11 protein-coding genes are annotated in these 12,981 nt (G+C 63.5%); 8 read left to right on the top strand and 3 right to left on the bottom strand.

What is annotated here, in order from left to right:
* Position 1 precedes the first annotated feature (1 nt).
* Positions 2 to 1,315, top strand: a complete 1,314-nt coding sequence (locus ACR9ZN_RS09885) for a dihydroorotase (RefSeq protein WP_454813851.1) — start codon at positions 2 to 4, stop codon at positions 1,313 to 1,315.
* 122 nt (positions 1,316 to 1,437) lie between these two features.
* Here ACR9ZN_RS09885 and ACR9ZN_RS09880 read toward each other — a convergent pair whose 3' ends face one another.
* Complete coding sequence (locus ACR9ZN_RS09880; protein ID WP_481272122.1) at positions 1,438 to 1,875, bottom strand: hypothetical protein; 438 nt, start codon at positions 1,873 to 1,875, stop codon at positions 1,438 to 1,440.
* Between the two features lie 253 nt (positions 1,876 to 2,128).
* Between ACR9ZN_RS09880 and plsY the strand changes: the two genes are divergently transcribed.
* From plsY to ACR9ZN_RS09860, 4 genes are all read left to right on the top strand, one after another.
* Positions 2,129 to 2,734, top strand: coding sequence for a glycerol-3-phosphate 1-O-acyltransferase PlsY (gene plsY / locus ACR9ZN_RS09875; RefSeq protein ID WP_454813849.1), 606 nt, complete (start codon positions 2,129 to 2,131; stop codon positions 2,732 to 2,734).
* A complete protein-coding gene (gene dprA / locus ACR9ZN_RS09870; RefSeq protein WP_481272121.1) occupies positions 2,731 to 3,888 on the top strand; it encodes a DNA-processing protein DprA in 1,158 nt (385 codons plus the stop codon). The genes plsY and dprA overlap by 4 nt, the downstream gene beginning before the upstream one ends.
* Before the next feature lie 309 nt (positions 3,889 to 4,197).
* Entirely contained in the window at positions 4,198 to 6,885 is a 2,688-nt protein-coding gene (gene topA / locus ACR9ZN_RS09865; protein WP_481272120.1) for a type I DNA topoisomerase, read from the top strand.
* A 100-nt stretch (positions 6,886 to 6,985) separates the two neighbouring features.
* Positions 6,986 to 7,744: a DUF2259 domain-containing protein gene (locus ACR9ZN_RS09860; protein ID WP_454813846.1), complete on the top strand. Its 759-nt coding sequence runs from the start codon at positions 6,986 to 6,988 to the stop codon at positions 7,742 to 7,744.
* Positions 7,745 to 7,756: 12 nt separating this feature from the next.
* On the opposite strand, the gene ACR9ZN_RS09855 is transcribed toward ACR9ZN_RS09860, so the two are convergent.
* Positions 7,757 to 8,161, bottom strand: coding sequence for a thiol-disulfide oxidoreductase DCC family protein (locus ACR9ZN_RS09855; RefSeq protein ID WP_441773050.1), 405 nt, complete (start codon positions 8,159 to 8,161; stop codon positions 7,757 to 7,759).
* Positions 8,151 to 9,005: a 5'-nucleotidase, lipoprotein e(P4) family gene (locus tag ACR9ZN_RS09850; protein ID WP_454813845.1), complete on the bottom strand. Its 855-nt coding sequence runs from the start codon at positions 9,003 to 9,005 to the stop codon at positions 8,151 to 8,153. The genes ACR9ZN_RS09855 and ACR9ZN_RS09850 overlap by 11 nt, the downstream gene beginning before the upstream one ends.
* A gap of 519 nt (positions 9,006 to 9,524) precedes the next feature.
* Between ACR9ZN_RS09850 and rnr the strand changes: the two genes are divergently transcribed.
* Genes rnr through ACR9ZN_RS09835 form a run of 3 tightly spaced genes read left to right on the top strand, consistent with a single transcriptional unit; the run spans position 9,525 to position 12,968 of the window.
* Complete coding sequence (rnr, locus tag ACR9ZN_RS09845; protein ID WP_481272119.1) at positions 9,525 to 11,828, top strand: ribonuclease R; 2,304 nt, start codon at positions 9,525 to 9,527, stop codon at positions 11,826 to 11,828.
* Positions 11,825 to 12,250: a DUF983 domain-containing protein gene (locus ACR9ZN_RS09840; protein WP_434956285.1), complete on the top strand. Its 426-nt coding sequence runs from the start codon at positions 11,825 to 11,827 to the stop codon at positions 12,248 to 12,250. The genes rnr and ACR9ZN_RS09840 overlap by 4 nt, the downstream gene beginning before the upstream one ends.
* Positions 12,251 to 12,254: 4 nt before the next feature.
* Positions 12,255 to 12,968, top strand: a complete 714-nt coding sequence (locus ACR9ZN_RS09835; RefSeq protein WP_454813842.1) for an NUDIX hydrolase — start codon at positions 12,255 to 12,257, stop codon at positions 12,966 to 12,968.
* Positions 12,969 to 12,981 lie beyond the last annotated feature (13 nt).

The raw sequence follows: 12,981 nt of genomic DNA, 5'->3' as shown, positions 1-12,981 counted from the left end.
GTTGGATAACGCTCGCCCTCTGGCCCCGGCCAATGCCCTTCTGGTCAATGCACTGCTGACCGATCCCGCCGCCGGATCGCAGCAGCGTGGCGGCCTACTGATTCGCGACGGCGTCATCGCCGATATCGGGAGCCATCTCACCTCCGGCGCCGTGGGCTCGGACACCGCCATCATCGATTGCGATGGCCAGGTCGTCGCTCCCGGCCTGGTCGACATGCGGGCCGTGACGGGCGAGCCGGGCGCCGAGCACCGCGAGACCCTCGCCACCGCCTCCCAGGCGGCGGCTGCCGGTGGCGTCACCACCATCGTCTGCACGCCGGAAACCCATCCGCCGATCGACGATCCCGCCGTGGTCGATTTCGTACTGCGCCGCGCCCGCGATACCGCCATCGTGCATGTCCATGCCATGGCGGCGCTGACCAAGGGCCTTGCCGGCCAGGAGATGACCGAGATCGGCCTGCTCGGCGAAGCGGGTGCCGTCGCCTTCACCGATGGCGCCCACAGCGTGATGAATGCCCGGGTGATGCGTCGGACGCTGACCTATGCGCGCGATTTCGACGCTCTCATTATCCATCATACCCAGGATAGCGATCTGGCCGGTGACGGCGTGATGAACGAGGGCGAATTTGCCAGCCGGCTCGGCCTGCCAGGCATTCCCGCCGAAGCGGAAGCCATCCTGCTGGAACGGGACATGCGCCTGGTCGCCCTGACCGGTGGGCGTTATCACGCCGCAACCGTCACCTGCCGCGCCTCGATCGAGGTGCTGCGCCGGGCCAGGCAGGACGGGCTCGACGTCACCGCCTCCACCTCGATCAACCACGTCACCCTCAACGAGAACGACATCGACGGTTTCCGTACCTTCTGCAAGGTATCGCCGCCGCTGCGCCATGAGGACGACCGCATGGCCCTGGTGCAGGCGGTCAAGGATGGGCTGGTCGATGCGATCGTCTCCGATCACAATCCCCAGGACGTCGAGACCAAGCGCCAGCCTTTCGCCGAGGCCGCCGACGGCGCCATCGGCCTGGAAACCATGCTCTCGGCCGGCCTGCGACTGGTGCATGACGGCTCGCTGGACCTGATCGGCCTCTTGCGGGCTCTTTCGACGCGACCGGCGCAGATTCTGCGCCTGCCTGGCGGCACGCTGGCCAAGGGTGCAAGCGCGGACGTCATCGTCTTCGATCCTGACGTGCCCTTTGTGCTCGACGCCGCCAAGCTACGGTCTCGCTGCAAGAACTCGCCCTTTGACGGCGCGCGCCTCAGCGGCCTGGTTTCCCGCACCTTCGTTGCCGGCCGCCAGGTGTTCGAGCGGGGCTGAAGGCCTGCCTCAAGAAAGCGGGGCTGAAGGCCTGCCTCAAGAATATGGAGTCCTGGGAGCGCGGACGTCCCCGTCCGCTCTCTCCCATCGTCAAAGCATTCCATTTCCAGGAACGGATCGTTCTATTCGTCGAATGCCTTGTCCAGGGCCTGTTTCTGTCCCGCGCTGGGGCCACCCAGATAGACCGGCTTGTCGCCGTCGCGGATCTCGGCCCAGGCCTGACGGCCATCGGCCGTGAACAGGAAGACGCTGCCATATTCGGCACAGGTCACGTTGGTCGGGCAGACCATGGCGACGCGGTAGGGCGAACCGTCGATGCTCACCTGCTTGGAGCCGAAAGTCATATAGTCGCCCTTGCGCCTGAGCACGTCGGACAAATAGTCGGGAACAGGCGACATTTCCTTCAACAGGGCACCGTAGGCTCCCTTGTAGGGCTGCGCCTTCACCAGCCGGTCCAGGGCAGGAAACTCCTTTTCGACCTGCTCGTTATAGGTCGGCTGCTGCGCAAGGGCCGCGCCGACCAGACCAAGAAACAAAGCCGAAGCCACGATGACACGCATCCAAATCTCCTTCAGTCGGCCGGCTCCCACAAATGCGGTGCGCCCATGCGTCCTACAGCATTGAACCAGCTCGGCACATCGGGAAAGCCTTAGCGCGCTCCCGGGTCATCGCAACCGGTCGACCCAACAAAGGCTGAGGAAAACTCCTGCGTCGATGCCCCGCCCCGTCTCAAAGCAAAGATTTTCGTGGCCGGCCCTCGGCGAGTGACGATAGTGTGCGGCACGCACTTTTTCTTCCTAAAGCGAGCTGCCGATGTTTGCCGACCTGACCCTGATGACGACGCTGGCGGCGCTGCTGCTCGGCTACCTGCTCGGGTCGATTCCTTTCGGCCTGGTTCTCACTCGCCTGGCCGGACTGGGGGATATCCGCGCCATCGGCTCTGGCAATATCGGCACCACGAATGTCCTGCGCACCGGCCGCAAGGATCTGGCGGCTGCCACCCTGATCCTCGACGCCCTCAAGGGCACGGCCGCCGTGCTGCTCGCGCGCCACTTCTGGGGAGATGGGGCCGCAGTCTTCGCCGGACTCGCCGCTTTTGTCGGTCACCTCTTCCCGATCTGGCTGAAATTCAAGGGCGGCAAGGGCGTCGCCACCTATCTCGGCCTGCTGGCCGCCTTCGCCTGGCCTATCGCCATCTTTTTCGCGCTGGTCTGGGTCTCGGTTGCCTTCATTACCCGCTATTCGTCGGCCTCGGCCCTGACGGCCAGCCTGCTGAGCCCGATCGGGCTCCTGCTCATGGGCTATCAGCGTGAAGCGCTGCTCTTTGCCATCCTCACCGTGGTCCTGTGGGTGATGCATCGCACCAATATCGGCCGTCTCCTCAATGGTACGGAGAGCCGCATTGGAAAGAAGGCGTGACGTCGCCAGGCTCTGCCCTCTCGAATGAAGAAAAGCTGGATTGGCTGCGCCTGATCCGCTGCGACGGCATTGGCCCCATCAGCTTCAAGGGCTTGCTGGAAAGCCACGGTTCCGCCAGAGCCGTGATCGAGGCCCTGCCCGAGATCGCCAGGCGCAGCGGCCGTGCCCTCAAGCTGCCCTCCGAGGCCGGCCTTCGGCGAGAATTGCAGGCCATGGCCGCTCTTAGTGCCCGCTTCGTGGCCGTGGGCGAAGCCGACTACCCCCTCTCTCTGGCCGCGATCGAATCGGCCCCGCCTCTCCTCGCCGTCTGGGGATCTCTCGCTCCCTTGTCCCGGCCGATGGTCGCCATCGTGGGTGCCCGCAATGCCTCTGCGCTTGGGCGTCGATTCGCGACTGTCATGGCGAGCGAACTCGCCAATGCCGGTTTCACCGTGGTCTCCGGCCTGGCGCGGGGTATCGATGAAGCCGCGCATAGCGCCACCGTGAGCAACGGCACCGTCGCCGTGGTCGGGGGTGGTCTCGGCCATATCTACCCGTCACAGCACGAACAACTCGCAAAGGATATCACTGCCACAGGCTGCGTCATTTCCGAGATGCCGTTCGAGTGGGTGGCAACGGCACGCGATTTTCCCAAACGCAACCGCATCGTGTCGGGCCTCTCGCTCGGTGTGGTCATCATCGAAGCCGCTGCACGCTCCGGCTCCCTCATCACGGCCCGCCTTGCTTTGGAGCAAGGCCGCGAACTGATGGCCGCACCCGGGTCGCCGCTCGATCCGCGCAATGACGGCAGCAACAAATTGCTGCGCGAGGGAGCTATCCTGGTCCGGCATGCCGGCGACGTGCTGGAAGCTCTGACGCCGTTGGTCGAGCGCCCCGCACCGCCGCCACGGCCCGTCCAGCCCCGCTTCGAATTCGAGACCAGGGAGCCGGAAACCGCCCCCGCCCCTCCTTCCGCGTCGACGGGTGATCCCGACCAGGACCGCCTGATCGCCGTGCTCGGGCCTTCGCCCGTGGCGATGGACGAGTTGGTGCGCGCCTCCGGCCTTGATGCCCGGCGCGTACAGCTCGCCTTGCTCGAACTCGATCTCTCCGGGCGAATCGAGCGGCATGGCAACGGCATGGTCTCGCTGTTGTACGCCGGTCGGCCGAATTGACTTAAGGCTACCTTTTGCCCATCTTGCCGCCGCATTCGGCCCTATCGTAGGACCCGATTGCAACTCATGTCCTACGATAGGGCCTGGGGTCACGACATCGCCCGATCCGACAAATGCGCCAGTTTGCAATTTTCGGATTTGCCCTTATTTGGCAGCTAGTCGACTGCTCCGAGGCACAGGTTTGCGAGATGCAGACCTGGGCTCGGGAGGCAGGTGGCAAGCTTGTTTTCATGCCCTACCCGGCCGATCTTCAATGAGTCGCGGCCATGGTGGGGACATTTCGTTTTCCGCGTATTGAACGGCCCGCCCATGCCTGTCGTCATCGTTGAGTCGCCTGCCAAAGCACAGACGATCAACAAGTATCTCGGTTCCAACTACCAGGTGATCGCCTCCTATGGTCACGTGCGCGACCTGCCGGCCAAGGACGGTTCGGTGGAGCCCGACGCCGATTTCGCCATGGTGTGGGAGAACGACGCCAAGGCCAGCAAGCGCCTGTCGGATATCGCCAAGGCGGTGAAGGAGAGCGACAAGCTCATTCTTGCAACCGACCCTGATCGCGAGGGCGAGGCGATCTCCTGGCATGTCCTGGAGATCCTGCGCCAGAAGCGTGCCATCAAGGATATTCCGGTCGAACGCGTGACCTTCAACGCCATCACCAAGGACGCAGTCCTGAAGGCGATGAAGGCGCCGCGCGAAATCGACGAGGGCCTGGTCGACGCCTATCTGGCACGACGAGCGCTCGACTATCTCGTCGGCTTCCGCCTGTCGCCGGTACTTTGGCGCAAGCTGCCGGGCGCCCGCTCCGCCGGTCGTGTTCAATCGGTCGCCTTGCGTCTGGTCTGCGACCGGGAACTCGAGATCGAGCGCTTTGTCGCCCGCGAATATTGGTCTTTGATCGCGACCCTCGCCACACCACGCGGCGATCTGTTCGAAGCACGCCTCGTCGGCGCCGACGGCCAGAAGATCCAGCGCCTTGATGTCGGCACCGAAAAGGAGGCTCTCGCCTTCCGCGCGGCTCTCGACCAGGGCCGCTATGTCGTAGCCAGTGTCGAGGCCAAGCCTGCCCGGCGCAATCCCTTTCCGCCCTTCACCACCTCGACGCTGCAGCAGGAGGCCAGCCGCAAACTCGGCCTGTCGCCCAATCGCACCATGCAGATCGCCCAACGCCTCTATGAGGGCGTCAACCTCAATGGCGAGCAGGTCGGCCTGATCACCTATATGCGTACCGACGGCGTCGATATGGCGCCGGAGGCCATCACCGCCGTGCGCAGCATGATCGGCAAGAGCTATGCGCCCGGCTACCTGCCGGAGACGCCGCGCCGTTATGTCACCAAGGCGAAGAACGCTCAGGAAGCCCATGAGGCGATCCGGCCGGCCGATCCCTTCCGCACGCCCAAGGACGTCACCCGCTTCCTGGATAACGAACAGGCCCGGCTCTACGAACTGATCTGGAAGCGCACGGTTGCCAGCCAGATGGCTTCGGCGGAGCTCGAGCGCACCACGGTCGACATCCTGGTCGAGGCGGGCGGGCGCAAGCTCGACCTGCGAGCGACCGGCCAGGTCGTGAAGTTCGACGGCTTCCTGACGCTCTACAATGAAGACCGGGACGATGATGGGGACGACGAGGACGGCAAGCGCCTTCCCACCATGTCGGCCGGCGAAGCGCTCGACAAGAAATCGATCGCCGCTACCCAGCATTTCACCGAACCGCCGCCGCGCTACAGCGAGGCCACGCTGATCAAGCGCATGGAGGAGCTCGGCATCGGCCGTCCTTCCACCTATGCGGCCACGCTCGCCACCCTGCGCGACCGCGAATATGTCTCGATCGACAAGAAGCGCCTGAAGGCCGAGGACAAGGGTCGTCTCGTTACCGCCTTCCTCGAGAGCTTCTTTGCCCGTTATGTCGAATATGACTTCACCGCGGCCCTGGAGGAGAAGCTCGACCGCATCTCCAACCACGAGCTCGACTGGAAGGAAGTCCTGCGCGATTTCTGGCGCGATTTCTCCGCCGCCATCGACGGCACCAAGGAATTGCGGACCACCCAGGTTCTCGACGCACTCAACGACCTGCTCGGGCCGCATATCTTCCCCGACCGGGGCGATGGCTCCAGTCCGCGCCAGTGCACGGTGTGCGGCACCGGCACGCTCTCACTCAAGCTCGGCAAATACGGATCGTTCATCGGCTGCTCCAACTATCCCGAATGCCGCTATACGCGCCAGTTATCGGCTGGCGCCGACCAGAATGGCGAGGCCGAGGGCGGTGGCGAAGCCGGCACCAGGAAGCTCGGCGCCGATCCCGAGAGCGGTCTCGACGTCACCCTTCGCGATGGGCGTTTCGGCCCCTATGTCCAGCTCGGCGAAGGCGACAAGCCCAAGCGCTCGAGCCTGCCTCGCGGCATGAGCGCAGCCAATGTCGACCTCGAACGAGCACTGGCATTGCTCTCTTTGCCAAAAGAGGTCGCAGTCCATCCCGAGAGCGGCAAACCGATCCTGGTGGGCATCGGCCGCTATGGTCCCTATGTCCAGCACGAGAAGACCTACGCCAATCTCGACAAGGATGATGACGTATTGGCAATCGGCGCCAACCGGGCCATTGCTCTGATCCTCACCAAGGAAAGCGGAGGTTCTGGCCGCCGTTTCGGCGCCGGTGCGCCGGCAGGCCGTCCCCTCGGCGACTATCCCGGCGGCGGCAGCGTCGAGGTCAAGCCGGGACGCTATGGCGCCTATGTCACCAATGGCAAGGTCAACGCCACCCTGCCCAAGGGCATGGAAGCGGATGCGGTGACGCTCGAACAGGCCATCGAACTCATTGCCGCCAAAGCCGGCAAGGCCCCGACGACCGGCAAAGCTCCGGCTGCCAAAAAGACACCGGCGAAGAAGGCTGCGGCCGCCAAGACGACGGCCGCCAAGACGACGGCTGCGAAGAAGCCGGCTGCCAAGAAGAAGGCAACCAAGGCGATCGTCGATTCCGACGAGGTTCCCTTCGACACCGATTGATAATTGGACTTCCGGCCGGAGCCTCTGTTCCCGCCGGGACTTCCTTGTGATCATGAAGGCCTCTAGCCTGCCCCTTGCGTGCAGGCTGGAGGTGGGTGTCATGATTCGTCGCGTTGCGGGACTGGTCGGCGGCGCTCTTCTCAACGCCCTCGCGCTCGCATCCGCCTTCGCCGGCGATGCCGCCGTGCCCGATATCATCGGCTTTTCCAAGGATGGACGTTATTTCGCCTTCGAGGAATATGGCACGCTCGATGCCTCCATCCATCCCTACAGCACCATCCACATCATCGATCTCGATACCGGCAAAGCTGTCGCAGGCTCGCCTCTTGCAGTGAGCCATGACAAGGAGGGGCCCGAAGAGGCCCCCCGCACCGAGGCGCGCAAAAAGGCCCAACCGCTGTTGGCCAAGCTCGGCATCGGCGAGAAGCCGACCAGGCAGGTCGTGCACGAGCGCGCACGGCTTTTCGATGCACCGACACCCGATCAGGCCTATGCCACCATGGCCGCCGAAGTGACGAATCTCAGCATCGAGGATGCGGTTCCCGGCGGGGACGTCACGGTCGATGTCCTGCCCCGTACGATCACGGATACGACTTGCGCGACGCAGGGGCGCGAAGAGCTCAAAAGCTTTTCACTGGTGCGCACTCTGCCCGAAAACAATAGGGACAACGAAATCGTCTATATCGACGAAGCGTCCGGCTACGAGCGCGGTTGCTCGCAATCCAACGGCCTGAATGCGCTCTTTGTCTTCAAGCCGGCCGACGCCAAGCCGAGACTGGTGGCGCTGGTGAGCTATTGGCCTCGCAGTTGGGAAGAGCCCGACCGGCGCTATCTCGCCATCCCCGTCCCTCTGCCGTGACGCAGCGAGCCGTTACCATCGCCCTCTTCGCTTGTTCCAAGCGAACAACAGGTCGGCGAAGCGATCATAGGCGAAGCGCGTCAGTACGATGACGCCGGGCGCTCCGAGCAATTTGGCGATCCAGGCTTGCCCCGGCGTACGCCGCCAGATTTCAAGGACGACATCGGCTCCCACCAGCAGGCGGCCGTCCTCGTTGGTTGCATGCAGGCGGCGCCTAATGTCGTCAAGGCCCGCCCCGAAATGCGCCAGGGCATCAGGCTCCAGATTGATGTCCAGAAACTCGATACGGCCAGCCTTGACCGCTTCCAGGAGACGGCTGCGCTGATGGCGGATGCCGGCATCGCAGACCGGACATCTGGTATTGTACCAGACCGTCAGGGGACGAGCGCCGCCGGCTTTTGCAATCTCACTGACCATCCCAACTCTTCAGCGCCTCGATCTTGAGCTTGCGTTGCTCGTCGGCGGAAAGCTCGTAATTGCTCTTGTAGGGGGCAGATTCGAAAGAGCCATAGGTCGGGTTGGCAATGACGATCCAATCGTGCCCCCAACGGGCGGCACTGTCTGCGAAAACCTTCTCGCGCTCCTCCGGCGTTCCCTTGTAGGCATCGGTAAAATCCCCGAGATTGTCGCCGACCAGCAGCACGATGCGATAATCCTTAGCGATCACCGCCCGTCTGGTGCCCTTGGCCGACTTCCAGTCCGGCTGTTCCTTGGCACTGAGGAAGGTGTCGACATTGCCGCCATTCGGAAAGCCGAGCTTTGTCATCAACTGCACCGTCGGCTCTTCCTCCTCCTTGGTTCGGTTGGTGACATAGAAGACCTTCACGCCTTTCGAGGCGGCATACTGGGTGAATTCAACCGCCCCGGGAATGGGGGTATCAACCTGCGCCTTGACATATTTTGTCCAGGTCTCCGGCGTGAAGCTCGTTCCCGCCTTGACGTTCCAGGCCTGATAATTGGAGGTGTTTAGCAGCGTGTCGTCGACATCGAGGACGATCGCCGGCGGAAAACTCTTGAAGTCTCCGGTCTGCTCGGCGGGCGCCGCCGTCCAGGAGGTATCGGCCAAGGCCTGATCGAGCCTGATTCTGGCCAGTGCGAACGCCGCCATCGCATTGGCCTTGGCTTCGACGGCGGTCTGGTCCCAGAGCACGGCGTTGAGATTGTCATCAGGCTTGGCACCCTCGGCGAAGGCCGGTGAAACTGGGGCTGAAACCGCAACAAGCGTCGATGAGAGGCAAAGTCCGATCAATGCACCACGCATGCCATACTCCCAGTTGGACCGACGATAAAACAGAAACGATATCATCGGACCTCGACGGGTCAACGCGGCATATTCCCCGCGACCTTAGAGAGAATGCTGCAGTGCAGCATTTTTATTGACAAGCCAGGCATGTGGCCCTATATGTGCAGTGTCCGGTTCAATCGAATCGTTCCATCTATCCGTTCGTGCCAGCGGATCTTTTAGGAATTTTGGACAGTCTGTCCCGGCACTCGATGTTCCTTGCCGCCTTGCGTATTGCCTCACATGGCTCTGCCGCGCTGTGGGATCCTCTCCGGATCGCCGCGCAGATCGCATCGGCAGCTTCTCTTCGACAGACAAACCGCCGATCGGGCAGGACACCGACGAAATACGTCGTGTCCACGATTGGCTTCGACAAATACTATGTGCGTTGGTCTATGATGACGCCGGATCCACTGCCCGCTTCCTTTGGGCATATCGGGCCGCCAACGCCAATTCGGAATAATTTCTGTGGTTCGTAAAAACAAACAGGCAGAGGCATTGGAACCCACCCTGCCCAGCCGCGAAGACATTCTCGCTTTCATCGCCCGTTCGCATGGCAGGGCCGGCAAACGCGAGATCGCCCGCGAATTCGGCTTGGGCGGCGCCGACAAGATCGCCCTCAAACATCTGCTCAACGAATTTGCCGATGGCGGCGTCGTGCAGCGCAACCGCAAGGGCTTCAATGCCCCCGGCGCCCTGCCCTCCTCCCTCGTTGCCGACATTACCGGCCGTGATCGTGACGGCGAGCTCGTCGCCACCCCTGCGGACTGGAACGAGGATAATGGCAAGCCGCCGCGCATCGTGGTGACCATTCCCAAGCGCTTCGGCGGAGCCGCGCCAGGCGTGGGTTCGCGGGTGTTGCTGCGCATGGCCGATGGTAGCTCGGAGCACCAGCCGACCGGACGGGTGATCAAGGTGCTGGAGCGCTTGCGCCAACGCATTCTCGGCGTCTTCCGTCGCCTTCCCAACGGCGACGGCCAGATCGTACCGATCGAAAAACGCAATGCCGGACGCGAGATGATCGTTCGCCCGGACGATGCGGTGAAGGCCGAAGACGGCGATCTCGTCGCCATCGAGCCCCTGCGCAGCGCCCGCCATGGCCCGCCCGTGGCACGCATCGTCGAGCGGGTCGGCAAGGTCGGCAGCGAGAAGGCGATCAGCCTGATCGCCATCCATGCCCATGACATTCCCTATGTCTTCCGCAAAGACACGCTGGAAGAGGCCGAGGCCGCCAAGCCGGCGACCAAATCTGGTGGCAAGGATTGGTCCAGCCGTGAGGACTGGCGGCGCCTGCCGCTGATCACCATCGATCCGGCCGATGCCAAGGATCACGACGACGCGGTTCATGCCGAGCCCGATCCCGATCCAGCCAATCCGGGCGGCCATATCCTCACCGTGGCAATCGCCGACGTCGCCGCCTATGTGAAGCCGGATTCGCCCCTCGACCGCGAGGCCCTGATCCGCGGCAATTCGGTGTATTTTCCCGACCGTGTCGTTCCGATGCTGCCGGAGCGCATCTCCAACGATTTGTGCTCCCTGCGCGCCAACGAAAACAGGCCGGCGCTGGCCGTGCGCATGATCATCGCGGCGGACGGACGCAAGCTTCGCCACAGCTTCCATCGCGTGATGATGCGCTCGGCCGCCAAGCTCTCCTACCAGCAGGCCCAGCGCGCCATCAACGGTGATACCGACGAGGTAACCGGCCCACTGCTGGCGTCCGTCCTCCAGCCTCTGTGGGCTGCCTATGCCTGCCTGAAGACGGAGCGCGGCGATCGCGGGCCGCTCGACCTCGATCTGCCTGAACGGAAGATCCTGCTGAAACCCAACGGCATGGTCGACCGAGTCGTCGTTCCCGAACGCCTCGACGCCCACCGTCTGATCGAGGAATTCATGATCCTCGCCAATGTCGCGGCAGCCGAGACGCTGGAAGCCAAGAAGACGCCATTGGTCTATCGCGTGCATGACGAGCCCTCGATGGAGAAGATCATCGCGCTGCGCGAATTCCTCCACACGCTCGACATTCCGCTCTCCAAGCAGGGGGCGCTCCGGCCGAGCCAGTTCAACACCATCCTTGCGAGGGTCGCCGGCACCGACAATGCCCATCTCGTCAACGACGTGGTGCTGCGCTCGCAGAGCCAGGCCGAATATTCGGCCGACAATATCGGACATTTCGGTCTCAATCTGCGCCGCTACGCGCATTTCACCTCGCCCATCCGCCGCTATTCGGACCTGATCGTGCATCGCGCTTTGATCCGCGCCCTGCATCTGGGCGATGACGGCCTGCCGGCGGAGATGACGCCCGCAATGCTCAACGAGATCGCCGGCCGGATCTCGGCCTGCGAGCGGCGTGCCATGACGGCAGAACGCGAGACGATCGACCGCCTGATCGCACATTTTCTCGCGGACCATGTCGGCGAGATCTTCCAGGGCCGTGTGTCCGGGGTGATCAAATCAGGCCTGTTCGTCAAACTCCTCGATACCGGCGCCGACGGCTTCGTGCCCGCCGCGACGATCGGTCACGACTATTACCGCTTCGAGGAGAGCGCCCATCAGCTTATCGGTGCAGCAACAGGTGAATCCTTCCAGCTCGGCGATACGGTGTCGGTGAAGCTGGTGGAGGCGGCGCCGTTCGCCGGTGCGCTGCGCTTCGAAATCGTCTCGGACGGTCAACGGCGCAGAACCCCGGGTCGCAAGCTCGGCGTGGTCAAGCGACCGCGTATCACCGATCGCAAGGGCAATGCGGCCAAGCGCAAGGCGAAGGCGCAGAAAGGCAAGCACGCCGGGAAGGGAAGTCGGCGATGAACGAATATCGGCCCGAGCAACGCGACCGACCTGAGCAGCGCGACGTGGCGCTCGCCATGCGCCGAGGCGCCTTCGGGCGCTGCCCCAATTGCGGCAAAGGCAAGATCTTCACCTCCTATCTCAAGGTCGCACCGCGCTGCAGTGCCTGCGGCGAGGATCTGTCGCATCACCGCGCCGATGATGCGCCACCCTATTTCACCATGATGATCGTCGGGCATGTCGTGGTCGCCGGCATCCTCGCCTGCGTGATCGAGACGGAGATGCCGCTCTGGTTGCTGGGCGTGATCTTCGGCACGCTCACCATCGTGCTGTCGCTGGTCCTGCTTCCGATGATCAAGGGCGCCATCATCGGGCTGCAATGGGCCAACCGCATGCATGGCTTCTCCGGCAAAGCCGACCCCGACACGCTTTCCCCTTACTGAGTCCATGACAGATATCCCCTCCTCGCCATCGAAGCCCCGTCCCATCAGGCCCCGCGATGCCGCTTCGCTAATCCTGCTCGACCGCACCGGCAACACGCCCCGCATCCTGATGGGAAGGCGGCATTCGGGCCATGCCTTCATGCCCAGCGTGATGGTGTTTCCCGGCGGCCGCGTCGAGCCTGCCGATCGCAGCATGAGTGCCTATGGCACGCTGTCGGTCCACGCCGAACGGGGGCTGCTCACGCGCGTTGTCAGGCCCTCGCCGGCCAAGGCCAGGGCACTGGCCCTATGCGCGATCCGGGAGACCTTCGAGGAAACCGGCATCCTGCTCGGCGAAACAGGGCTCGGCACCCCGCCCGTCAGCAGCGAACACTGGCGGGCCTTCGCCGACCACGAAGTGTTCCCCTCGCCCGAAAGCCTGCATTTCGTCGCCCGTGCCATCACGCCACCTGCCATGAAGCGCAGATTCGACACGCGCTTCTTCGTGGCCGACGCGCGTTCCATCGCGCACCAGACCGACGGTGTCGTCGGTCCCGACTCGGAGTTGGTCGAAACGAAATGGCTCACCTTCGACGAGGCCCGGTCAGAAGATCTGGTCTGGATCACCCGCACGATCCTCGATGAGGTGGCCAGGAGGCTCGAAATCGGCTTGGAGAAGGACGTTCCCGTGCCTTTCTATCGCGAGCAGCGTGGCGTACGGAGCCGGGAAGAGATCTAGATCAGCCGCGGAT

It is taken from the genome of Labrys sp. HAY1-8F, from assembly GCF_056754975.1.
This window is presented reverse-complemented; position numbering and strand designations above follow the sequence as displayed.